We start from the raw sequence: 24,875 nt of genomic DNA, 5'->3' as shown, positions 1-24,875 counted from the left end.
GTTATTTTCCGAGACTTTGGTAAGAGAGTTCGCGCTTCTTGAACAGGGTGCGTTTAAGGTAGGTCGTCATGGGTCGCTCAAGCCATACATACGAGAGGCAGCCCGAAACAATCACCGTCAGGGCCACGGTAAGCACAATGACGAGACTGTCCAGCACGCCTAGCTTTTTAAGCATCAGAACGACCGCGGGCACCACAAAGGTGTGGGAGAGATAAATGGAATAAGACGCGTCTCCGAGAAATGAGAGCCGCGCCGCCGCTTGAACCCGCGCTGTCCACGGTTCCAGCCAGACTGCTCCAAGCACCGCGACAGCTGCCCCGCCGCCCCAAGTGACAAGGCGATCAGCCCCGACGCCCCAATCAATGCCAAACATGAAGACCATTCCCGCCATCACGGCGAGTAGCCCCACTGGCGGCGCCATCGTGCGGTAATGCAAAAACAAGTGGGCGATGCAGGCACCCAGAATAAATTCGAAAACGATGGAACGCCCATAAAAAGTCAACGCCACAGAGTCCGGGAAATAACGCGCGGAGAGAAAAAGCAGCGCAAAAATCAGCAGACAAAACTTGATTCGCGCTGCCCCTAGCGCCAACGCAAGTGCAAATATCGCATAAAAAAGCATTTCAAAATTTAACGTCCAACCGACGGGAAGTGTTGGCTCGATGAGACCCCACGGACTCATGGCGGGAATGAACATCAAAGAGGCTGCGAAGTGCCCGGGCGTTAATGAAGAGCGCACCGCCAGGGCAGGCAAGGCCAGCAACAAAGCCGCTTTAAGCAGGGTGTAAAACCAATACAGGGGCACGATCCGCAGCAGGCGGCGTTTCATGAAAATCCATGCAGCATGGAGGCGCGAGGGTCCATCCGCCGGAGGCGTGGGCGTCGACATCGCCATCACAAAACCGCTTATGACAAAGAAGATATCTACCCCGGCCGAGCCGTCTGCCCAGTAATGGTCGGGTCCGGTTCCCGTGATGTGAATCGATATAGCTTGGGTCGTGTGCATCACCACGACCAGCATGGCCGCCACAAATCTGAGAATTTGAACCCCGGTGAACTGCCGGGTCATAGCTTCTCTCTGTAAGACACCGATGGCGCCCTGACCGAAGTCGCTTCAGTCGACTGTGAGGAAAAAGCCGACAGCTCCTTCAGGACGCGACTGGAAATGGCTTCGCGCGCGGGCTGCTGTTTGTGCAGTAGTCCACGCACCAGACCCGCCGCGTTGAAGCACCACGACACCACTGAATAAAGGGCTTTGATGACGGATCGCTTGCGCCAGGTCATCAACAGAACGGGCGCCGTGACCAAGGCACAAAACCAGGCCAGGCGCGAAGACGCCGCCAGCGGCCAGAACGGCACGCTAATTAATACGCTCCACCACAGCAGAACGGCGAGGTAAAGGCGTAACTCGCGCAAACCCCTCAGCACCAGATTCAAACGCGGCTGGCCCGCTGCGGCGCGAACCAGTTCTCCCAGTCCGCAAATGTAGCGAGTGCGCCAACGCCGCATCAGCAATTGGTAGGGCGGCGCGTCGTGGCCATGATGATGGGCGACGTCGACCGGAAGTCGCCACAAGCCCCAGCCCAACGCGCGTAGCCGTACTGCCAGGTCGTACTCCTCGTAGCTGTGCAAGTTGCGGTCGGAAAAATACCCTGCCGCTGCGATGGCGCTGCGTCGGTAAAGGCCGCCACCATCGAGCCGGTCCACACTGCCGGGCGACTGGTGGGCCAAGGTGCGCTCCCCGCGCGAAAGGTATTCGAGGCTCTCGGTGTTCTGCTCCACCACGCGGCCGCCGACACCCGCCACGTCTACATGCGCTTCCAGAAAAATCAAAGCTTGCTCAAGAAAACCTTCGAGCATCTGCATGTCGCCGTCGAGGATGTAGACAAATTCACCGCGCGAATGCTGGTAGCCCAATTGCGGGCCGGCGCCGCAGCAGCGTTCGTGGGCATGCATAAGTTGTACGATGCGGATCGGGTAAGCCCTTGCTAACTCGACCGTGCGGTCCGTGGAATAGGAGTCTGCAAGAATCACCTCACCACCCACTCTGGAAACCGCGCGCAACGCGCTCTCTATCGTCGCGGCGATACGCTTTTCCTCGTTAAGTGCTTTGATGATGATCGACACGTGGCAGTTGGAGGGAAGGGGCCGGGGCGATTCGCCACGAATTATTGAATTCATTTTTCTATCCCGCATCGACGACATCGACTGATTGAACGGCCCGCCGCACACGCCAGTGTTGCCATTTTTTGACCAGCTGACCTGGCAGGAAAAGCGTCATGGCTGCAGTCAGCCACCAGCGTCTGCTGGTTGCTGCGCGGCGTCCGCGCAGCAACCAAAGCAGGCTTTGGAGACGTTTGCCAGACACCACTGCCTGACGCGCAAAAGTGACTTCTTGCTGTGCCACCAGCCGCAGGGCAGAGCGACGTTGCGGTGCGGTCATGGCGCCCGAATCGGCGCGGCGGCGCATGCGTTGGAGAAACGGCGGCATCGTCAAGGGAATATGGTGCGTCGTCAGGCTGCCTTTCACCGCGACGCGGTAGGCGACCATCGGCGTTCGCGCCAATGCAATAGGTGTCTTCTCGGCCAGGCGGAACCACAGGTCGAGGTCTTCGCCACACGATTCACCGATTGCGAAGCAAGGCTGCATCTGCCTTAGCAAAGTAGCGCGCACCGCCAGTGCGCTGGTGCAGACCGACGGGCCAGCCATCCATCGCAAGGGCAAGTCCTTGATGAGTTCCACATCGGGAGCTTCTGCTGAAACCAACCAGCGCGGAGGCCATGCGCCATCAGAATCGGGCACAGGCAAAAATTCGGTGGCGACGGTGTCCGCGTCGGGGTAGGCGTTTTGGGCCGCCACCAATGTTTCCAGGTAGCGTGGGTAATGCCAGTCGTCACCGTCAAGAAAAGCTACCCAGTCTCCCCGCGCCAATGCAATCCCCCTGTTGCGGGCGGCGGAAACACCCGCGTTAGTCTGCCGAATCAAACGTAAACGCGGGTCTGTTATTAAGGCGACCAGTTCAGCGCTGCCGTCGCTGGAACCATCGTCCACGACGATCACCTCGAAGTCCTTGAAAGTTTGCGCCAGAGCGGACTCAATCGTGCAATTGATGTAAGGGGCTTTGTTATAAAGCGGAATGACGACGGAGAATTTCATAGACCGAACCTGGCGGCCAGTAACGGGTCCTTGGCGGGGATGGGAAACTCTGCGCGTGTTTTAGAACCCGCTTTGTGGTCTTTGCGCACCCGCGCATGGCTGGCGGCAGCTGCCAGGGTTATGAGCAACAACACATGGGTGACCAGTTCGGGGCCGTAGCCGAAGAGGAGGAGCGGCACTTCGCTCAATGAACGCAGTGCCAGTGCCATGAACAGCGCCAGTGAAAGCCCAGCGGTGGCGCGGGCGTAACGGACTGAGAGCACCAGCAGCACCAGCGCATAAAGCACCAGATCCGTTGCGCCCACGGCGCCGGAACGCGACAGCGTGTCCATGAATTGATTGTGCGCATGGGTGGCGTTAGGCATACCGATACTGGCCCGGAAGCTGGCGTCCCACAACGTAGGTCCGTAGCCGAATACGGGATTGCGCTGCCATTCGTCGTAGGCGATAGCCCAAATCTTGTCGCGACCCGTCAACGAGGCGAGCTGCGCACCTTCTGCGCTGTTAAAGAAGTTGCTCAATCTGGCGTCCACGTTTCCAAACATCAAAACCAGGGCGACAGCCGCTACCGAGAACATAAATACCAAAACAGAAACGATGCCCAATTCAGGCCGTAGCGGATCGCTAAAGCGGCGCCAGAAAGTCGGGCCCCCTCGCACGCCGATGATGCAGGCTGAACATAAAACAAAAGAAATCCAGGAGGTCTTGGATTGCGCCAGAAAGAGAACCAAAAGTCCTATCACCCACGCAAAACGGTTAAGCCAGGGATTCCGGTAAGGCCGCGCCAGCAGGCACAGCAAGCCGAGCTGCGCCAGTATTCCCAGTGACACCGCGTGCGCGGCAAGGCCTGCAAGACGCGGTACTCCTGGCAGCAACCCTTGCGTGTAGGAGGTGTCAAGCACCAGCCCTGTTTTGAATGGAATCACGAGAAGTCCCGCGACCATAAACAACACCAGCGCGTTGCGTGCAGCCCGGATGGCAAGGTCACGTTCAGTGCCGGTGGACAGCACGGCTGCACTCCCTATGATCAGCGGATAGACATAATCATGGGTCAGGAATGGGTGCGCACCGAGCAGCGCCGGAGCGGCCACCGTGCCTACCCAGAAAAGAATAAAAGTCACCAGTAACAGCAAAGGCGCAGGCGCGGCCTTTTCTCTTTGCAGCCAGTGCGTAATGAGGCGTTCGCCAGCGACGGCCAGGATCAATAGCGAAATAAGGGGCTGGGCCAATGCGATTAAAGGATTGCGCAGCGCTGCCGCAGGCTCATCAAAGCTAAGCGCAGTAGTCGCAAGGTCGCGCCCGGATAGCAGGTTGGTTAATGCCGTCATCAGCAACATGGCATAGAAAATAAAATGCAGGTAGCCATGGGTGCGACGGGATGTCAGGTGGACGGCACCGGCCATGCCGACCGTCGCCAGGAGTGCCGCAAGTACGGCACCCGCTACGAGAATGAAGAGTGTGACAGTCTGTTGCATAGTGGGATCGCGTCAGGGGCGTTGTTCGCCAAATTTTTCTGAAAGCGGAACGGGGCTTGCACGCCTGAGAAGGTTTTCCAGCCAAGGGAAAAACCTCAACACCATGGCCGCCGTCTGGTCACCCAGCACCTGGGGACGCACTGCCACAAGCAATGCGGCGGGGAAGAAAGCGAGGAGGGTGCTGATGACTAGCGATAGCAGCGGAATCTCAAATCGGGCCACAAGCTCTTGGCCGACCAGCACGGATGCAGCGCACACGGCGCTGAGCAGCAGACCGCGCGCGGCGTGGGGCAGTAGTGCGGTCCAGCGCAGCTCCAACGCGCGGAGCGCTGCCGTCGCGATCACGGCTGCACGCAGCACCAGCAGCAAGGCGGCGACGATGGCGGCAGCGCGGATCCCTTTTCCGACAAAGAAGTAAAGGCCCAGCGCACCAAAGACCACAAGTGGCAACTGCAACGCGTATTCATACTGCTTGCGTCCGGTATTCCAGAGCACAGGAGTGGAAAGGCCCCAAACGACATACGCGGGCATGCTCAGGAACAAAATACCCAAGACCCAGGCGGCTTCACTCCATTTAGGTCCATACAGAAGGCGTACGAGATCGGCTGAAATAAGCGCCAGAAAAACAAAGGCGGGGATTCCCAGAACGAAAATGGTCGCCAGCATTTGAAGGTAGGCGCGTCCTAGCCGCTGTCGCTCGTTTTGAAGTTGTGCCCCGGCTGCCAGGAACGCGGGCGATAGCGCGCCGAGCAACAAAGTGTTGGGCATCGTGGCCAGGTTGTAAGCGACGTTGTAAAGGCCCAGCGACTGGGCGTTGAGGAGGCGACCGATGACTACCCGGTCCAGGTTGTTGAGAACCCAATTGACAATGTTGGTGATAAACACGGTGCGCCCTGTGCCTACGGCCGAAGCGGCGTCGTGGTACCAGAAGAGTGGGCGCAGGGCGTGGGGTTTCAGCGCGTAACTCGCCACCAGAAGCACTGTCGCCTGAACCAGCCAGGCCGCAACCAGCGAGGCGGTGCCCCATCCCAATAACGCCATGGGCATGCCGACGGCAACGTACCCTGCCGCGTAGCTGCCAACCTGTATGAGCCCGACGCCCCGAAAATTCAGGTCGCGCTGCAGCAAGTAAGTTGAAGGCGCAGCCGCTGCTGTGAGCAGGCAGGCCAACGACAGCCATTCGATCACGGATTGTGCCCGAGGCTCCCTGAAATACTGCGCCAGCAGCGGCGCCAGCCAGTAGAGGGCGAGCATCGTTATGACGCCCACGAGCAGCTGCCAGGTCCACGCAAAACGGATGTCTTCTTCACACAGCGTCGGGCGCTGCAGCAGGCTCCAACTGAAGCCGAAGCCAGATACAAAGTTTGCGAATGTCAGTACCACCATGCCGATCGCGAAAACACCAAAAATATCCGGCCCGAGGGTACGCGCCAGCACCACCTGCGCGACGAGTTGCAGCGCAAAGCGGGCCACGGTCGAGACTGCACTCCATTTGACCGCTGATACTCCAGATCGGCCAAGTCCGCTCATGCTCAATGCCTGTCCGCTTTACGGCGCCGAAAAGCAATAATTGCCATCAGTACCAGGGCGGACAGGGGCGTGCCGTAAGCGCGCCATCCGGACCCATTGGTGCTGGCTTGGTCTTGCTCAGAATGAGGGGCAACGCCGCGGCCCTGACCAGCAACCGGAATCGTGCTGACCTTTATAGATTTGGCTTGAGACTGCAGCTTTATCTGTCCTGTCGGGGAAGATGCAGGAGCGCCGGAGGTCATAGGCGGGACAGGCAGGATCGAAGCGGAAGCGGAAGCTGTAGCAACGGCAGCGGCAAGAACTAGTGATAACAGGGGGCGAAACACGGATTTCTCCTCGGTTGCTGAAGGGACGGAGTTTGAGGGGCGGTGTCGTAATGAGCAATAGCCCGAACGGCTCAAGAAGGCGCGCTTTTCTCATTTGGAGACAGCTGCGCAATGCTATGTAAAGTTGGCATGGCTGGATTGTTTCTAGGCGGATGCCGCAGGCTGGCGAGATCCGTCGTGATTTGAAAGCAGGGAGTTCGTCTGGAGAACATTCAAATCATGAGGTGCCATGTTCCTGTAGCCGTCGGGGTTACTTTGCTGCCAATGCCAAGAATCGCGGCACATGTCGTCAATGGTGCGCAGCGCGCGCCAGTTCAACAGGGTTTTCGCCAACGATACGTCGGCGAAATACTCGGCCACATCGCCGGCGCGACGCGGCGCGAATTCGAAGGGAATGGGTCGGCCACTCGCGCGCTCGAAGGCATGCAATACGCCGAGCACACTGGTCCCTTCGCCGGTGCCGAGATTGACTGTAAAGCTGTCATGACGCGCGAGCAATGCGCGGACAGCGGCCACATGGCCTTCTGCCAGATCCGTCACATGAAGGTAGTCGCGTATCCCTGTTCCATCAGGCGTCGGGTAGTCGTTGCCAAACACATTGAGCTTGTCACGCCTGCCAACCGCCACCTGAGTCACATACGGCATCAGATTGTTTGGAATGCCATCCGGATCCTCACCGATCAGCCCACTCGGGTGCGCCCCGACAGGATTGAAGTAACGAAGTATGCCGACGCGCCAAGCCGGATCGGAGGCACGCAAGGAGGTCAAAATATCCTCGCACATCAGTTTGGTATGGGCATAAGGACTTTCCGGCGCACAGGGACACTGCTCAGTGATTGGAACGTTGTCCGGATCGCCATAGACCGTAGCGCTGGAAGAAAAGACTATTGACTGGCAACCGGCTGTTTGCATCGCCTGCAGTACGCTGACGAGGCCGCCGACATTGTTGTGATAGTACTTAAGAGGTTGTTGGACGCTTTCTCCCACCGCCTTGAAACCGGCGAAGTGAATTACCGCAACACACTGGTGGCGGCGAATGACCTGTGCAACAAAGCCGGTGTCGATGACGCTGCCCCGCTCGCACAGTACACGCTGCCCGGTCAGGTGCGCTAACCGGTCCAGCACCGCAGGATGGCTGTTGGAAAAGTCGTCGAGGATGACGGGTGTAAATCCCGCATCGCTCAGCGCCATAAAAGTATGGCTGCCGATATAGCCAGCGCCACCGGTCAGTAGTACGGTCTGATTAAAGGCAGTCATTGTAAAAGGCCAAGAAGCCTGTAAATTATGAAAGGAAAGGTCACGATATTGGTGAAATCAGGCAACGCGCACTTTAAAATTTACGAAAGTGGGCGCAACTGCCCGGGTTCATTTATTTGGTTATTCAAAAACACTTTGAGTATCCTTAAACACGGCGAAAAAAAATGTCAGCGCAAGCCGCTTCGGTATGTCGGAACAGGGCTTACCGACCACGAGGACAAAAGCGGCTCGGCAAGTCCTTGCACCTCACCTTGTTGCGGCGCCTTCCTAACTGCATCACGTTATGCGCGAAGAAAACTCAATCCGATAGACGCAGGCACATCCGGCACCGGCGTACGGTGCTCTGGCGGCGCGGATTTTCCGTCTAAACCTCGACGCCCGCCCGGCCGATCAGGCGCGTGTGCCCCGAGACGGATAGACCACAACAGATTCGACCGTCGGGCGCAGCTGCTCCTCTACGGGCTGACGTGTCACTAAGGAGCGGGGCTGGAGGGCACTATTAATTTCCCCTTCAATTCTTGCGATTCTTTCCGCATACATGTTTGCCAAGGCGGTATGGTGCTCGGCTGCGGCTTGATGCTCAACTCGGGCGAGATTCGCCTGTCCAAGATATTCCCGGGATTTCCGAAGGTGCGCGTCCGCTTGTCGTTCAAACAGATTGAATCTCACAATGAACCTCCGTGAAAATGGCCCAATGGGCTATACAAACAAGAAGCAAGAAGCCGGTCGAAGCCTGTCGGGCGCGCGATAAAGTCTCGGATATAAAAAAATAAAAACCACAAAACTACTGAATCCGGCAAAGCGTCAAAAACTACAAGTTATGAAGTTCTTCGCAACTCTAAAACACCGGCAGCAATGGAAAAACGTTTGTATTTTCCTGGGTGCTTTTCGTAATAATCTTTCCGTTTAAAACCCATACTACTGAGTGCGAGCAACCGATTGAATAGGTAAACGCCCTAGTTTTGTCGGGGGATCAACACCACCGCTTATTCCCTCCCATGATTACGCGTCCAATTCGGGAAGCTGTCCCGCCGTTGGTGACAAAGTGCAAGGGCGCACTCAATCGGGTAAAAGTGTCAAGAAAGAAGGCTTTCCAAAAAAGGTATTTCGGGAAAAAAGTTTTATTAAATCCCTAACCCAGCCCGACTTTGAGCGTGAAGAATATGAGTCGTCATTTTTTTGCTGGCAGCGTTAGCATCGCCTGATTTGATGGCTTCGATGATCTCGCGATGTTCGAGAACGGGCGCATTGCGATGTTTGCTACTCGCATCGTGAAACGCCAGATTTCTTCCTTCGGTTATCACGACGTCGAATACGTCGAGGATCTCCATGAGCAGTGGATTGCCTGACACTTCCGCGAGCTTGCGATGGAAGGCGCGATCGGCGGCTGCCATCGCAAGCAGATCGCCGGATTGGACGGCGCCGGCAAGCTTATTCGCCAGACAATCCAGAACCTTCACCGCTGCAGGGGTAGAACGTTTCGTGGCGAGCAATGCCGACAGGGATTCCAAGGAGGCCCTGACTGTGTAGACGTCTGCCAAAGAATATTGCTTGGCAAAGCGCCAGCGTGCAACTCGTGCAGCGTTCGGGTCTCGTACAAATACTCCGCGTCCCGCTTCGACCTGAAGCATTCCGAGCCCCTCCAGGGCGGAAACTGCCTCGCGAATCGCCGGCCTTCCTACGCCCAGTTGCTCCGCGAGTAGCCGCTGGCCGGGCAAAGATTCGCCGACTGGATATTTGCCGCTGCGTATGCGCTGCTGGATCGCCTCGGCCGCCCTTTGCGGAGCACTCTTTTTCATTTTTTCCCGTCTTTCGATTGCTGTTGTGTACCGAAGAAATCCCGGTTATATTGACTGGTCAGACCAGTCGGACCAGTCAAAACTAGAGTAACTGAACACGACGCTATTTTCCACCTTAGGAGGACGACAATGCAACGAAACATCTTGGCTCCCTTGCTGATAGCCTTTCTCGGCAGTGCTGTTTATGCGCAGGAGCCGATTGCCATCGGGATCAGCATCGCGCAGTCGCCGCCGGGTTCGGTAGTGCAGGGAATGCAGGTTAAAGACGGCGTAGAGATCATGAAGGACATGATCAATGCCAAAGGCGGCGTGCTGGGGCGGCCGATCAAGTTGATCTATGAAGACAATCAGGGGATTCCCGAAAAAGGGAGGTCGGCAACCGAAAAACTGATCGTCAAGGACAAGGTCGTCGCGATCACGGGCGGTCATCAAAGCTCGGTGTGTCTGGCGGAAATCGAAGTTGCACACCGCTACAACGTGCCTTACGTCAACACCAATTGCTGGTCTGACGATGTGCGTAAAAAGGGGTATGTCCAAGTCTTCAATCCGGGCAATTACAACACCCGGGTATCGACTGCAATGGCCGAAACAATCAGTGCCATGGGCGTCAAGCGTGTGGTCGCCTTTGCAGAGAACACCGATTACGGTATAGGCCAGGCCAAGTTGATGGGAGAGCTGATTAAGGTCAAAGCGCCGCAGGTCGATTACAAGTACGAGACATTGGATCGCGCCGGCAAGGATTTCACGCCTGCGATTCTCGCCTTGCGTGCAAATCCGCCCGACATGGTGGTCAATGTCATGTTGCCGCCAGCCGCTTATATTCTGATGAACCAGCTTTACGAGCAGGGCGTGGCGCCCAGCCCTAAAACCTGGATGTATGACGGTGCCGGTCTGGCCGACTACCCTGACTTCTGGCAAAACGTAAAGAATGCCGGCAAGTACATGCTTTCCTTTGGTCTTTACCACCCCCAAATGCCCATGCCGAAGTTAGGGCAGGAGGTTTCGGCAGAATATACAAAGCGCACCAAGGGCGAACCGAACCGGCTGATTTTCCAGGCTGCCGATTCATTGTTTTTGATTGTGGAGGCGATCCGGCAAGGCAAGAGTACTGATCCGGCGACCCTCATCAAAACGCTGCAAACCATGAAATACGACGGCGTGCGAGGACCCTTCCAGTTTTCCAGCCAACCGGGTATCACCTTTCAGCAGTGGGTGGATATTCCGTATGTCAATTACCAGCTCACCGAAGTCAATCAGCCAGTATCGAAAACTAATCTGATTCAAGGGCCCGGTCAGCCGCTGAATGTCGGCAAACTGCAAAAGCCTGTCAAATAAAAGTTCATTGCGGCCTGGCCTGCGCGGGCTGGGCCGTCTTCCTTGATCGGTACTGCTGTGAGCAAGTTGAGTGAAATGTTGGTCGGCTATTCCGATTGGCTTGGCTACGGGCATCCGGACAGAGCGGCGCGATGGGCACAGCGCCTTGAGGTCAATCGTCCGGAGATTCTTTATTTTCGAGCGCACTTGCTTCCGGCCTGTCCGGCCTATGTGGCACGGCCGGGGCCGATGCCGATGCCAGACGGCGTTCCGGATTTGGCACACCCTGTTGTCGCGACTTCGCCTGCATTGGTCCTTGATGCGTTAGCGCGCGCCAGGGATTTGCAGGGATGGAAAATGTTCACCTGGCTGTCCGACCAGGCGCCGCCGCATGAGCCCGGATTTTTGGCGGGGATGCCGGTTGCGGTTAAGGACCTGATTGCGATCAACGGTGCCCCAACGAGCGGCGGCAGCGCGGCCGTGGATGGCAAGCCGGCGCAGCGGGATGCCGAGGTCGTTGCGAGACTTCGGCGTGCGGGGGCGGTTTTTATGGGTGCCACCAATCTGCATGAGCTGGCGTACGGCATCACCAGCGACAATCCGCGCTTTGGTCGGGTAGTGAACCCGGTCGCGCTGGACCGAATTCCGGGCGGCTCTAGCGGCGGATCCGCTGCCGCTATTTCCGCTGGCATCGTCAATGGCGCCCTCGGAACCGATACGGCGGGTTCCATCCGGGTGCCCGCAGCCTGTTGCGGCGTCGTCGGTTTCAAGCCCACTTACGATGTGCTGCCTCGCGCGGGGGTGATGGACCTCTCGCCCTCGCTGGACCACGTTGGCCCCATGGGTCGTACGGTTGCCGATACTGCCGCAGTGTTTGCCGCCATGTTGGACTTGCCTGCTATCCCGGCTTGGCAGTATCGCAGCCTGGCAGGACGCAGAATTGCCCGGTTGACCGGATACTTCGACCATCCCGTCGATCCGACCTTGCGGCAGGCTGTCGCAGAGGCCATGAGCGCCCTCGCACAAGACGGCGCAAACTGCTCGGTGGCGCAGATCGACGGCATGGACGCCGCCCCTTCTATTCAATTCAACACCATTTGCGCCGAAGCCAGCGCAACTTACTCCGAGCTGTTGCAGCAGCGCGGCGAAGCGCTTGGCGAAGACGTCAGGACGCGACTCGAAATCGGTAATTTTTTGCCTGGCCATTGGTATGTGAAGGCCCAAAAAATGCGGCGCCAACTGGCCGAAAACGTCAACGCTGCGTTTGGTCAGGCCGATTTCCTGCTCTGCCCAACGATGCGGGTACCCGCGCCACCGGTTGGTGCGGCCCAAGTCGAAATCGAAGGGGCGTCATATCCGCTTCACACCGCAGTAACCCAACTGACGATGCCCTTCAATCTGACCGGCTTGCCCGCAATTTCCGTCCCGTGGAACCTGACGCCGGACGGTGTGCCGCTAGCGCTGCAACTCATCGGGAAAGGCGGCAGTGACTGGCAGGTGCTGGCCGTGGCCGCGCGGCTGGAGCACTTGTCCCCCTGGCGAAATCAGCATCCGCTTGCCCAACAGTCCTAAGGAGTTTCATGCTGGCACTTGACCTTCTCATCAACGGGCTAATTTTTGGCTTGTTCTACGCGCTTATGGCGGTCGGACTGGCTATGATTTTTGGCGTCCTGAAAGTGGTGAATTTCGCGCACGGCGAGTTCTACATGGTGGGGGCTTATGCGTATGTACTGATTGCGCTGAAATTGGGGGTGTCGCCGTGGATCGCGTTGCCCGCCGCTGCGGCCATAGGCGCAGCGCTCGGGTGGCTGGTCGAGCGCACCTTAATGCGGCCTCTGTACACGGGGTATGGCAGTTGGAGCATCATGAAAGATGAATATGCCGTCGTCGTCACGTTCGGCCTGTCGCTGCTGCTGATCAATCTCGTGGACAAGGTCGTCGGCCCCTACCCCTACCGTGGCCCGGAGCTGATTGAAACTTCTCGTTTTATATTAGGCCCGGTTGTTCTCAATGGTCAGAAGCTGATTGCTGCGGGCATTTCGGTGGCGCTGCTGAGCGGCTTGGCCTTGTTCATCAAGCGCTCCTTGTGGGGTCGTCAGATTCAGGCGGTTGCACAAAACCGGCTCGGCGCTTCGCTGGCCGGCATTGACGCCACCCGCACGACCAGCATGATTTTTTCTATCGCTGGTCTGCTGGCGGCACTGTCAGGCGCCTTGCTGGCACCGGTGATTAACCCGACCCCGGATGTCGGGGCTTTTCCGGCGATCAAGTCCTATGTCATCGTCGTACTCGGCGGCATGGGTTCCATTTGGGGTGCGATGGTGGCCGCCCTGGTGCTCGGCGTGTTTGAGGCATTCTTCGCGGTCTATGTGTCCTATGCCTACCGCGACGCCTTTGGATTGCTGCTGCTGATTCTGGTTTTGATATTTCGTCCGCAAGGGCTCTTCGGAGAGAAAGGACGTGAAGTATGAGTACCCCGCGCAACCTCTGGGCCAATCGGCTGCGTACGGATTTTCGGGCGGCGCTGGGGTTATTGGTGCTCCTGGCCGCCATCCCGCTGTTCGTGACGTCGCCTTATACGCTCGGGATACTGATTGTCAGCATGTATTTCGCCATGTTGGCGATGGGCTGGAACCTGTTGGCTGGATTTACCGGACAGTTTTCGCTGGCACCGGCGGCATTCGCCATGTTGGGTGCCTACACCGTCGGATTACTAAACTATCACTGGCAAGCGCCGCTTGCAATCGGACTTCCGGCCGCGGTGCTTGGGACGGCGCTGATCGGGTGGGTCTTGGGGCGGTTGATTCTTCGTTTGCGCGGCCCCTATCTGTCGCTGACAACGCTCTCGTTCGCGGAGATCGCGCGCGTTGTCATCAGCAACTCCAACGAATTTACGCGAGGGGATCAGGGTCTGAATGTGCCCACTTTGATGGAAAGCCGGGTCGGGTATTACTATATTTTTCTCTTCGTGCTGCTGTTCACGCTGGTCGGGCTTTATCTGCTGATGCGTGCGCGCACGGGGCGTTTCTGGCTCGCGATTCGTGACGACCCCACCGGTGCCGAAAGCCGCGGTATCGATGTTGTGCGTTATAAAACCCTTGCGTTCGGTTTGTCATGCGCGATCTGTGGCCTTGCCGGCGGGCTGTATGGAACGTTCAGCCAGCTGGTTAGCCCGGAACTCGGTCTGTTGCTGCAGACCGGTTTGGTGATCTCCATGGTCGTCATTGGCGGTATTGGTACCCTGACAGGCCCCATTCTCGGCGCGCTTCTTGTTTATCTATCGTCTGAATGGCTGCGGGAACTGGGCGGTATCCAGCTGATCGTATTTTCAGCCTCTGTGATCCTGTTTGCGCGTTTTTTCCGAACCGGTCTTTGGGGCATGGCGACGCGCTGGAGAGCGCGCCTCCGTGATGTCCCCGCTGCGGGAAAGGAAGCGGCATGAGCCTACTCACGATCAGTGGTCTCTCAAAACGCTTTGGTGGCGTCGCGGCCGTGGACGACGTGAGCTTTGCCGTCGAAAAAGGCGAGATTCTTGGATTGATCGGACCCAACGGGTCGGGCAAGACCACGGTGCTCAATATGTTGTCCGGGTTTTTACGGCCGGACGCTGGTGAAGTCCACTTCGCGGGCGAGGAGGTGACGCGCTTGAGTACGGTTGAACTGGCCCGGCGAGGCTTGCTGCGCATGTTTCAGATGACGCGGGTATTCGTTCAGATTACGACGCTCGATAACCTGCTGGTGGCTGGAATGGCCATGGGGCTCACGGAAAAAGAAGCGGGGCATCGCGCCCAAGCGCTCCTTGAAGAGCTGACGCTCACGCCCGTACAGTATCTCGATGCCGGTCAGTTGTCGGGCGGGCAACGCAAGCTGCTGGAGTTCGGGATGTGCTTCATCGAGCCACCGAAGATAGCGCTTCTGGACGAACCCTTTGCAGCGGTGCATCCGGTCATGCGCGAAACCATGGCCAGCTTCATCCGGCGCCGCAACGCCGACGGCCAGACTTTCGTGCTGGTCAGCCACGACATGCCTATCGTTGTCGATTTATGTCAGCGCTCTGTCTGCGTGAATGCGGGCAAGGTCATCGCGGTCGGCCCGACCCGTAGCGTGCTGGAAAGCACACCGGTGATCGAGGCCTACCTGGGGAGTTCGAGTCATGTCTGAATTGTTGTTGAGCGTCGAGAATGTGACTGCGGGCTATGCGCAAGACATCGACGTGCTTCGTGATGTGTCGCTGGAAGTCCACGCCGGCCAGGTCAGTGGTCTGATTGGGCTGAATGGCGCCGGAAAATCCACGGTCGTCAAAACGATCTGCGGGCTCCTGCGACCCAAAGCCGGGCAAGTCAATTTCCTGGGTCAATCGATCTCTGGGGTTCCTCCGCATCAGTTGATCGATCTCGGCATTTGTTGCATCCCGCAAGAGTCGAGCCTCTTTCCCTATCTGACCGTCGAAGAGAATTTGTTGCTGCCGCTGCAGGGACGCAAGAAGAAATTCTCTGGCGTCATTGCTCAACGCTATGAAGAGGTGCTCGAAGCATTTCCTGCAATTAGCGAGAAGCGCGCGGCGCAGGCCGGTGATTTGTCCGGCGGGCAACAGAAACAGGTGGAGTTCGCAAAAGCGTGGCTGCAGCAACCGCGCATGTGCCTGATCGACGAGCCGAGTATCGGCTTGTCGCCGATCATGGCTGAAGAGGTGTTTTCCTGGATCGAAAAATTTTCCCAGGCGGGCATGGGAATTCTACTGATCGACCATAACGTCAGACGCGTTGTGCGAATGTCTGATCGGGTGCACGTGCTTAGCCTTGGCCGCATCACAGCGGCAGGCGAGAAAGAAGAATTTCAGGGCGATCTGCATGAACAGGTGAAGCAGTGGCTGGGACTGGACTTTTGATGCCGCGGCTTGCCTGCCGGAACGTCACAGCGGAAAACTTTGCTGGCTATGGCGCGGTGATCGACATCAGGCGCGCTACCGCCGAGTTCATTAACGAGGGTACGACAAAACGCTATCCGGATCTGGCTGAATTTGATTCGAGCGGTGACGTTGCGAGGCCGACGATCGGAATTTATCTTGCAAATGCACGCACTTTTCCACTGTGGATTGTCAAGCTCGAACGCCATCTGCAGGCCAGCCAGGTATTTATTCCAATGGGCATGCACCGTTTTGTCGTGGTGGTGGCGCCCGGCCGCGCCAGCCCTGAGTGGCAGCACGCCGCAGCCTTCGTGACGTCGCCCGGCCAAGGCATCAGTTTGCATCGGGGAACTTGGCATCATGGTCTGATTGCCCTGAATGATGCGGATCGGTTTGCCGTCATCGAGGGCAAAAATTACCGTATGGACACGCAAGAACACATGGCCGCGAAAGGCCGATGGCTGGACGCCCCCGTTCTGGATCACCCTTAGAAATTGTTCCGTCCCATCGTCCTCGACTGGTGCAAAGCATGAACCCGATTCCCCTCAACGAACTGGACGCTAGCGCTGCGGCACGCCTGCTGCAGCGCAGGGAAATCAGCGCTGAGCAACTGGTGCGCGCTTGTCTCGACCGTATCGACGCGCGCGAGGCGGCAGTGCTGGCCTGGACTTTCGTCGCCGCCGATAGCGCTTTGGCGCATGCGCGCGAACTCGACCGCGGCCCGATTCGCGGCTTGCTTCATGGTCTGCCGATCGGCGTGAAGGATCTCTTCGATAGCGCTGATATGCCCACCGAATATGGCTCTCCAATCTATGCGCAACACCAACCCGCTACCGATGCAGCAGCTGTCGCACTGTGCCGCGAAGCGGGCGCGGTCATCCTGGGGAAAACGGTAACCACTGAATTCGCGACGTTTCACGCCGGTAAAACGCATAACCCCCATCGCCTCGATTGCACACCCGGTGGATCGTCCAGTGGGTCCGCCGCCGCAGTGGCCGACTACATGGTGCCACTCGCATTCGGCACCCAGACCGCCGCGTCAGTGATCCGCCCGGCTGCGTTTTGTGGCGTGGTTGGCTATAAACCCAGCTACGGCTGGATTGTTCGGGCAGGCATCAAAAGTTTGTCGAAATCACTCGATACGGTCGGCGCGTTCGGTCGCTCTGTCGCAGACGTTGCGCTCTTTGTAGCGGCCTTGACTGGCGACAAACGCTTGCTGGATATTGAGGGCGCGAGCGGCGCTCGAATCGGCATTTGCCGCACCCACGAGTGGCCGCGTGCCGATGCCGATACCCAGGCCATCATGCTGCAAGCCCGCGACAAGCTTGCACACGCCGGCGCCTTGCTGACCGATGTGACTTTGCCAGACCTGATGGCATCGATGGTGCAGGTGCAGACCGACATCATGGCCTACGAGGCGGCGCGCAGTCTGGCCGCCGAGCGCATCAGCCATTCAAAGGCATTGAGCCGCGAACTAAGTACCCTGCTAGCGGCAGGTATGGCTATCAGCTGTCAGCGGCATCAGGAAAACCTGGCAGCGGCAATGCGTGGACGCCAACTCATCGATGCGTGTTTTGATGCCTGCGATGTGCTGCTTGCGCCAAGCGCGATCGGCGAAGCTCCGACCGGTTTGAATGCCACTGGCGACCCGGTGTTCAGCCGAATGTGGACCTTGCTCGGGCTGCCGTGTATCCACCTGCCGTTTGCCAGCGGCCAACAAGGTTTGCCGTTGGGCCTTCAACTGATCGGCCGCTTTGGATCCGACCATAAAGTGCTGCAGCTCGCGAACTGGGCTCACAAGGCATTGCTGACAGGACCCTCAGTATGACCGGCTCATTTTTTCACGCGCCATGTCGGACTTCACTGGATGGTTCCGGTGGTTCTGGACTCGAGAAAGCCGAGCGCTTGACGACAGCTTTTGGCACATTCGGGCAGCGCCGGGCTTCTCCGGCAAGCAAGGCGGTTGGTCAGGCGCAGCGTCATACGGTTTTGCCAGTCTGGCTCAATCGCAAATTATCTTATTTATAGCCTTTAGCCTTTAGCAGGAGCTGAACTTATGTCGCGCAAGATTGTGATCGCCCGCTTCAACCACGAGACCAATACGTTCTCGCCAATCGAAACCCCGCTCCGGGCCTTCGCGCCGATGTGGAACGAAGACGCTTACCGGGATCAGAAAGGTGCTCGAACCGCCATGGGTGCATTTTTGGATATTGCGGAATCTGTCTTAGGGGCCTCAGTGGTGACACCTGTCGCGGCGACGGCCAATCCCAGTGGCATCGTTGCGGCAGCCGCGTACGACGCGATATGCGGGTCCATCCTGGCGGCCATTGCGGAAGGATGTGACGCGATCATGCTGGATTTGCACGGGGCGATGGTGGCGGAACAGGCCGAGGACGGGGAGGGTAACTTACTGGAAAAAATCAGACAGATGGCACCCGGTGTGCCGGTATGTGTCGCTCTTGACCTGCATGGCAACCTGACGCAGAAGATGGTCGCTAATTGCGACATCATTGTGAGCTTTAAAACCTATCCCCATATCGACATGTACGAAACCGGGGCTCATGCGGGAGGCTTACTGGTCGAGATGCTCGAGAAGCGTATCCAGCCGGTCATGGCATGGTGCCAGTTGCCTTTGTTGTCGCATACCCTGATGAGTAATACGTCGGTTTCTGCAATGCAGCGCGCGGTTAACGCGGCGCTCGCCGCCGAAACCGAGCCTGGCATTCTCGCGGTGTCGATCATGGCCGGATTTTCGCTCGCCGATTTTGAGGGCGCGGGCATGTCGGTGGTGGTGGTGGCGGACCGCCATGTTGATTCTGCCGCTGTGGTTGCCGCACGCATCTCGCATCAGATCTGGGAAGACCGCGAGGGATTCATTTACACCAGCGAGCCGCTTGCACGATCGCTGCAGCGCGCGCAGGCGCTTGCCGCTGTCCCGGGCGGCGGACCGGTGCTGTTGCTCGACCACAGCGACAACGTCATGTCAGGCGGCAGTTGCGACACCATGGATGTGCTGGAGGCGGTGTTGCAAGCCGGTCTGACCGGCATTGCGGTCGGGCCACTGTGGGATCCGGAGTCGGTTGCGCAATTGGTCGCCGCGGGCGTCGGGGCCAAAGTCTCGCTGGCGCTGGGCAACAAGACTTTGCTAAAAGCACAAGGATTGACCAAGACGCCACCGGTACTAACCGGCGTGGTGCGCGTCATCAGTTCAGGCGAGTTTTGCGTTCGCGGCCCCATTTATACGGGATCAAAAGTCAACATGGGGCGTACTGTCCTGTTCGACATCGGGGCTGCGGAAATCGTCGTTACCGAAGAGCGCGTCGAGCCGTTTGATCTGGGGGTCTACACCTGCGTGGGGATCGAGCCCGCCGAAAAAGCCTATTTGTTGTTGAAATCCCGGATGTACTGTCGGCCTGTGTTTGAGCCCCTCAGTAAAGGGCTCGTGGAGTGCGATTCCGATTCTGGTGGTCCTACGAGTTCAAATTATTCACTGTTTCCATTCAAGAAAATTCGACGACCTATTTATCCGCTCGATAGTGCTGTGGACTTTCCATAAGGTGTCGGGGTGAGGCGGTTCAGTCGGCGGAGAGCGGCCGGGTCAAGTCTGCCCAAATAGTCCAGTCCGGCGCGTGTTAGCCCGTGGCAGAGAGCTCCGGTTGTCTCAAAGCCTTACACGCTCAGAGGCTGCAGCGCCGACACGTAATACACTATGACGGTTTGCTCATTTCCGGCGCGCAAGGCCTGCTTACCGACTCTAAAACGGCTCAGGGCTGGCCTTGAGGCTCACTGGGTGGTCAGGCTCACGCCCAATAAGCCCCTCCCGCCGCCGTAAATTCAAGTCACCTCTGATCACTTATCCACTTTCTGAGCCGTATTTAAGGCAACCCTGGACCTCGTGCCGCCTTTCAAGGTATTACCATTCTCGGTAATAAGTTTCATTTATCCGGAACAATAGGCCATTACGGGCTCGCTGGGCTGTCCATACGGCACCATAGCACCCTCACCAAGGACACCGATGAAACGAGTTGATGATTTTCGCCTGAGATTCGGCCGCAAAGAACTGGTCCCCATCATTGTTGGCGGAATGGGCGTGGACATTTCCACCGCCGAACTGGCAATTGAAGCTGCACGCCTGGGCGGGATTGGTCATATTTCGGACGCGATGGTGCAGGATGTGTCGGACCGGCGGTTCGACACGAGTTTTGTCAAGGAAAAGACCAAACTCTACAAGCACAACATCGACAACTCGGACAAGAGCGTCGTTCAGTTTGATTTGGCGCGCCTGGCGGAAGCCACCAAGCTTCACGTCGGTCAAACCATGGAGGCCAAGCGCGGTGAAGGCTTGGTCTTTCTCAACTGCATGGAAAAGTTGACCATGAACTCGCCGCGCGACACGCTGCAGGTGCGGTTGAATTCCGCACTCGAAGCGGGCATCGACGGCATCACCTTGAGTGCCGGTCTGCACCTGGGCTCCTTCGGTCTCATGGCAGACCAGCCACGGTTTCGGGATGCCAAACTGGGAATCATTGTTTCTTCGGTGCGCGCGCTGCAGATTTTCTTACGAAAAAATGCCCGTCTCAACCGGTTGCCGGATTACGTGGTGGTGGAAGGCCCTCTTGCGGGAGGGCATTTGGGCTTTGGATTGGATTGGGACCGGTACGACCTGGCCACCATCCTGGCCGAAATTTCCCAATACCTGAAAACAGAGAAACTTGATATTCCCCTGATCGCTGCGGGCGGGATTTTTACCGGGAGTGATGCCACCGCATTTTTGGAAAATGGCGCGGCCGCCGTGCAAGTGGCAACGCGTTTTACGGTTGCGCAGGAATGCGGTCTGCCCGCGAAGGTCAAGCAGGAATACTTCAGGGCGAGCGAAGAAGATATTGTGGTGAACACTATTTCACCCACTGGCTACCCCATGCGCATGCTGCGCAGCACTCCTGCAATTGGATCCGGCATTCGACCCAATTGCGAAGCTTACGGCTACCTGTTGGATGGCAACGGCAACTGTGCCTATATCAACGCGTACAACCAACAAATAGCGCTGCACCCGGATGGCAAAAATATCTCGGTCATGGACAAGACCTGTCTATGCACCCACATGCGCAACTACAACTGCTGGACTTGCGGGAGCACCACTTACCGCCTGAAGGACACCACTCGGCGGCTTCCGGATGGCAGCTACCAGGTACTGACCACAGAGCATATTTTTCGCGACTACCAATTTGGCGTCGATCAGCAGGTCGCGCTGCCAGAATAAGCGGCGGTTGGCCCGGACCGTGCGCCTGCTGCTGAAAGCGTCAGCCCGCCCGGCATTTGCACGAGGGCTCAACTGATGGACGTCGCGTTCTGTCTTTGAGTGCGCTTACTTTGCTGCCGGGCACCTGCCCATTGAAAGACGCCTCGCCGCATTTCAAGCAGGCCTGTGCTTCTAAGCTGACGAGACCGTCCGCTCTCCCTTCTTTATTGATCGTCATCCGCCACCGCCGGCCCAATGCTCATCAACGAGCCTGTCGGAACGCACTTTCTTGACAGCGTCCCTTCGGTGAACTCCGTAATCCGTTGAACGCGCGCTCGCGGACTCCGCGCAATACCGCGAGATTTGAGGGTTGACTCGCAGCGAACCGGGAGCAAGGACCGCCTACTCAAGCGGGTGAAGACCCTACCTCGCGTTGGGGGGGGCTGCCCCATTCTTATTTTCTACAAGCAAACGTAATCTTCACTCAGCGGATTATCAGTGTGTAGCAAACGGATCGGCGGCATCTCAATAGCGCAATCCGAATTCAACGCATTGTCGAGTTGATGCAGTCTGAAGAATCCGTACGCGAGGATGATTATTCAGACACAAAAAAATCATCGCCGCGCAGACGCTGCTAACGAAAGGGAGGGTCAGATGTCCATCACTAAATTGATTTACGGCGGCCTGTCGGGATTGCTGCTGATCGCAGCCAGCGCACCAGCCGTTGCACAGGCTTTTCGGGTGCAGTGTCCGAATGGTACGACCCTGCACAAGTCGCTTGACGGCAAGGTTGACTCGATGATCCCCGGAGACCCGACGCGGCCGACCGTGGAAAATGCGAATCCGCAGATTAAGTGCCAGCATATCTCGGGCGGCGACGGCTTTGCCACGATGGCCGACGGACAGCAGATGTATCTATTCGGATTTGGGGCGTTGTCAGGACTGGCTGATCTCTCCGCGGGTCTTCCGGGCACTCAGTCGGCAGAAGTATTTAACAGCCCATTTGTCGGCCCTATATTTCCGGGTGACGCTACACCGCCGAACAACGCAGCCATCACGGAACCCGCCCTCATGATGAACAACGGTGTACTGGCCGCCCAGGCCCCCGGTCCGATGATGGCCATTGACGAAGATGACGAATTCTTTCTCACGCTGTCGAACGTCGGAATGATCATGCGACCTGATTTGTTCGAGCAGCACACCGTGCACTTCCACGGCTACCCCAACGCGTCGTCTTTTTTCGATGGAGTACCTGACGCGTCAGTTGCGATCAATATTGCGGGGAGCTTTACTTATTACTACACCGCACCCGATGCAGGCACCTATTTCTGGCATTGCCATATCACCCCTCCTGAGCACTTGCAGATGGGGATGGTGGGACAACTTTTTGTTCGGCCTCGTCAGAACCGCCTGGCGGAAGGCGCAAGCCTGTACACCGCGCTGCATGACTATCTTCATCCGAACGCGCCAGTTTCAACACAGGCTTCTGCGCATTATCCAAACGCGACATTTCCGCCCGAAGATTGCAGCAAAGACATACTTTGTTCGGCACCTCTACCCAGAAAAGATACCGGCGCGAAACAAATAGCAGGGGCGAAATACGCCTACAACGACGGCGATGGCTCTACACGATATGACGTCGAGCATCCGATACAGATGATGGGGTTCGATCCGAACTTTCACTTCATCGGTATGACTTTCAATCCCGAGCCATTTGTCGATATGAAGGACAAATATTTCACCCTGAGTGGGCGGAGTTATCCCGACACCATTGGCGTACCGGGCTATGCAAACCTGCCTGTTTCGTCGACCAACCCGTTGCCTGGAGGCGCCATCACGACGGCATCCAGCGACGGGGTGTCGCGACCGTCGCAGGTGCAACCAACGCTGATCACCATTGACAAGACGAGTGGACAGACCCGTGCACTGCTGCGCATCTCGAACCTCAGCGTGACCGAATACCACACGCTGGCGACTGTCGGTGTGCCGATGCTGGTGATTGGTTTTCACGCGCGGTTGCTGCGAGATATGGCTGGCGAGAACCTGTACTACACCACCAACTCGTTGACGATCGGTGGCGGGGAGTCTGCCGATGTGATTCTCGACGTCACCAATATTCCCCAGGGGACCTATTTTCTCTACACGACTCAACTCGACCATTTGTCGAACGATGCGGAAAATTTCGGCGGCATGATGACTGAAATTCACGTTCTCTAGGAGTATGGCCGTGAATCATCCACTCAATAAACACCTCCGGGTAGTTGCCCGTTCCCTCCAATTTGTTGTAGCGGCTTTTGCAGCCAATGCGTGCGGGTGGGTGCCGGTGCAAGCCGCCGTACCGGGAATTACCGGAGGCGTCTCGGCACCTGTTTTTTCGCTGGTAGCGAGCGCTGGCTATTCTTCACAGCCGGACGGTGCTCTGGTTTATTCATGGGGATACGGATGCGGCAGTGCCGGCGCCGCTCCGGGCGCCATTGCACCTGCATCGCCAGCGGGATTCGCGCCCGCAGCGATGAGCGGCGTCAGTACCTGCCCTGCGATGCAGCTACCGGGGCCGACGCTCGTTGTGACTCAGGGCGATATGGTCACGGTCAGACTGGCTAACGCGTTGCCCGCAGCGGCTGGAAACACATCCATCGTGTTTCCAGGATTTCAAGTATGCGTCGGCGCGATTTCTGGCGGCGTTTGCCGCCCCTCCACGACCGACGGCGTTGCCGGTATCTTGACGCGCGAAGCGGCGCGCGGCAAAACGGTCCACTATTCTTTCGTGGCAACGAAGCCCGGTACCTATGGATATCACAGTGGGACACAGGCCGAACTGCAAGTCGAAATGGGCTTGTACGGTGCGATCATCGTGGTGCCGAAAGTCGCACCGGCTCAATGCAACAAGTCTGGACTCGGCCGCCAGGTCGATTATCGACTTGCAACTGCAGCTTACGCACATCCACAGACTTGCTATGACCGCGAATATCTGTTCCAGCTCGCGGAAATGGACTCCAATATCCACCTGGCTGCGCTGAACCAGGTGCAGGCATGCGATGCCGCGCTGGTCGGCGGGGCTACTCGCTGCCCGCCGATAGCGGTGGTTACGGAGCCCTATCACCCGAACTATTTCCTGATCAACGGACGTTCCATGCCCGATGACATGGATTCAGCGTTCTCGCCGGCCTATCCGAGTCAGCCTTACAACGGCAATCCCCATCTGCATCCAGGCGAGTCAATCCTCATTCGTGAAATTGGGCAGGGCCGCATGCAGCATCCGCTGCATATTCATGGCAATCATGCGCGTGTGTTGGCACGTGACGCCAACCTGCTTCTTTCTGCTGCGGACGAAAAGAGTCTTGCGGGGCCACTGATCTTTACTTTTCCCACAGTTCCCGGGCAAACGGTTGACGCTCTTTTCACGTGGAACGGCAAGGGACTGAATTGGGACGTGTACGGCCACAATTTTGTACCGGGATCCGGTGGCCCGGATCCGCACCCGTGCTACCCAGATGCCTCAGGTTTTTATACCGATGCCAGCACTCCTCCAGCGGTGCCGGGGGTGACAGAAAACTACGGGGAATGGTGCGCCGATCACAACAAGCCGATCCCCGTTACCCCGCCGGATCCGCAAGTCATGACTAACGGTTTTTGGTATGGCGGTACGCCTTACCTTGGACTGCAAAGCGCCAACAGCGGAGGAGTCCAGCCGATAACGCGACCGTTGCCCCCCACTACCTCTACACAAAATACGACTGCCGGTTATGCCTTCATGTGGCACTCGCACGATGAGCGCGAAATAACGACAAACGATGTGTTTCCTGGCGGGATGATGATGATGATGATCGTCGATCCGCCGAGTGCCGCAATCGACGAAAAGCAGTAATCAC

General features: G+C 57.6%; 19 protein-coding genes. 12 read left to right on the top strand and 7 right to left on the bottom strand.

The genetic code is table 11. The features are described 5' to 3' along the window. Position 1: 1 nt before the first annotated feature. The 7 genes from HHJ16_RS04510 to HHJ16_RS04480 form a co-directional block, all read right to left on the bottom strand. Positions 2-1,069 (bottom strand): acyltransferase, encoded by a 1,068-nt coding sequence (locus HHJ16_RS04510; RefSeq protein WP_293641073.1) that lies wholly within the window; start codon positions 1,067-1,069, stop codon positions 2-4. Then, positions 1,066-2,181 carry a glycosyltransferase gene (locus HHJ16_RS04505; RefSeq protein WP_293641071.1) on the bottom strand — a complete coding sequence of 372 codons (1,116 nt, stop codon included), beginning with the start codon at positions 2,179-2,181 and terminating at the stop codon, positions 1,066-1,068. The genes HHJ16_RS04510 and HHJ16_RS04505 overlap by 4 nt, the downstream gene beginning before the upstream one ends. A gap of 4 nt (positions 2,182-2,185) precedes the next feature. Beyond that, positions 2,186-3,157 (bottom strand): glycosyltransferase family 2 protein, encoded by a 972-nt coding sequence (locus HHJ16_RS04500; protein ID WP_293641069.1) that lies wholly within the window; start codon positions 3,155-3,157, stop codon positions 2,186-2,188. Next, positions 3,154-4,632, bottom strand: a complete 1,479-nt coding sequence (locus HHJ16_RS04495) for an O-antigen ligase family protein (RefSeq protein ID WP_293641067.1) — start codon at positions 4,630-4,632, stop codon at positions 3,154-3,156. The genes HHJ16_RS04500 and HHJ16_RS04495 overlap by 4 nt, the downstream gene beginning before the upstream one ends. Before the next feature lie 12 nt (positions 4,633-4,644). Continuing rightward, positions 4,645-6,162: a lipopolysaccharide biosynthesis protein gene (locus HHJ16_RS04490; RefSeq protein WP_293641065.1), complete on the bottom strand. Its 1,518-nt coding sequence runs from the start codon at positions 6,160-6,162 to the stop codon at positions 4,645-4,647. Positions 6,163-6,632: 470 nt separating this feature from the next. After that, positions 6,633-7,745, bottom strand: a complete 1,113-nt coding sequence (gene galE / locus HHJ16_RS04485; RefSeq protein WP_293641063.1) for a UDP-glucose 4-epimerase GalE — start codon at positions 7,743-7,745, stop codon at positions 6,633-6,635. 1,124 nt (positions 7,746-8,869) lie between these two features. Then, positions 8,870-9,544 (bottom strand): FadR/GntR family transcriptional regulator, encoded by a 675-nt coding sequence (locus tag HHJ16_RS04480; RefSeq protein WP_293641062.1) that lies wholly within the window; start codon positions 9,542-9,544, stop codon positions 8,870-8,872. Positions 9,545-9,673: 129 nt separating this feature from the next. Here HHJ16_RS04480 and HHJ16_RS04475 point away from each other — a divergent pair, with 129 nt between their 5' ends. From HHJ16_RS04475 to HHJ16_RS04420, 12 genes are all read left to right on the top strand, one after another. Next, complete coding sequence (locus HHJ16_RS04475) at positions 9,674-10,879, top strand: ABC transporter substrate-binding protein (RefSeq protein ID WP_293641061.1); 1,206 nt, start codon at positions 9,674-9,676, stop codon at positions 10,877-10,879. A gap of 57 nt (positions 10,880-10,936) precedes the next feature. Further along, complete coding sequence (locus HHJ16_RS04470; protein WP_293641060.1) at positions 10,937-12,430, top strand: amidase; 1,494 nt, start codon at positions 10,937-10,939, stop codon at positions 12,428-12,430. Between the two features lie 8 nt (positions 12,431-12,438). Next, positions 12,439-13,329: a branched-chain amino acid ABC transporter permease gene (locus tag HHJ16_RS04465; RefSeq protein WP_293641058.1), complete on the top strand. Its 891-nt coding sequence runs from the start codon at positions 12,439-12,441 to the stop codon at positions 13,327-13,329. Next, complete coding sequence (locus HHJ16_RS04460; protein WP_293641057.1) at positions 13,326-14,300, top strand: branched-chain amino acid ABC transporter permease; 975 nt, start codon at positions 13,326-13,328, stop codon at positions 14,298-14,300. The genes HHJ16_RS04465 and HHJ16_RS04460 overlap by 4 nt, the downstream gene beginning before the upstream one ends. After that, a complete protein-coding gene (locus HHJ16_RS04455) occupies positions 14,297-15,019 on the top strand; it encodes an ATP-binding cassette domain-containing protein (RefSeq protein WP_293641056.1) in 723 nt (240 codons plus the stop codon). The genes HHJ16_RS04460 and HHJ16_RS04455 overlap by 4 nt, the downstream gene beginning before the upstream one ends. Beyond that, the gene (locus HHJ16_RS04450) at positions 15,012-15,746 is read left to right on the top strand and encodes an ABC transporter ATP-binding protein (RefSeq protein WP_293641055.1); all 735 of its coding nucleotides are present in this window, start codon (positions 15,012-15,014) and stop codon (positions 15,744-15,746) included. Before HHJ16_RS04455 ends, HHJ16_RS04450 begins: the two co-directional genes overlap by 8 nt. Next, entirely contained in the window at positions 15,746-16,255 is a 510-nt protein-coding gene (locus tag HHJ16_RS04445; RefSeq protein ID WP_293641054.1) for an ureidoglycolate lyase, read from the top strand. Before HHJ16_RS04450 ends, HHJ16_RS04445 begins: the two co-directional genes overlap by 1 nt. Before the next feature lie 47 nt (positions 16,256-16,302). After that, the gene (locus HHJ16_RS04440) at positions 16,303-17,592 is read left to right on the top strand and encodes an amidase (RefSeq protein WP_293641561.1); all 1,290 of its coding nucleotides are present in this window, start codon (positions 16,303-16,305) and stop codon (positions 17,590-17,592) included. A gap of 228 nt (positions 17,593-17,820) precedes the next feature. After that, positions 17,821-19,320, top strand: coding sequence for a M81 family metallopeptidase (locus tag HHJ16_RS04435; protein WP_293641053.1), 1,500 nt, complete (start codon positions 17,821-17,823; stop codon positions 19,318-19,320). Between the two features lie 459 nt (positions 19,321-19,779). Beyond that, positions 19,780-21,024: a nitronate monooxygenase gene (locus HHJ16_RS04430; protein WP_293641051.1), complete on the top strand. Its 1,245-nt coding sequence runs from the start codon at positions 19,780-19,782 to the stop codon at positions 21,022-21,024. Positions 21,025-21,657: 633 nt separating this feature from the next. Then, complete coding sequence (locus tag HHJ16_RS04425; RefSeq protein WP_293641049.1) at positions 21,658-23,220, top strand: multicopper oxidase domain-containing protein; 1,563 nt, start codon at positions 21,658-21,660, stop codon at positions 23,218-23,220. 100 nt (positions 23,221-23,320) lie between these two features. Continuing rightward, complete coding sequence (locus tag HHJ16_RS04420) at positions 23,321-24,871, top strand: multicopper oxidase domain-containing protein (protein WP_293641559.1); 1,551 nt, start codon at positions 23,321-23,323, stop codon at positions 24,869-24,871. The last annotated feature ends 4 nt before the right edge of the window (positions 24,872-24,875 follow it).

This window comes from Polaromonas sp. (assembly GCF_012927485.1).
GTDB lineage: Bacteria > Pseudomonadota > Gammaproteobacteria > Burkholderiales > Burkholderiaceae_C > Polaromonas.
Note: the sequence above shows the minus strand (reverse complement) of the source record. Positions and strands in the feature narration are given on the sequence as shown.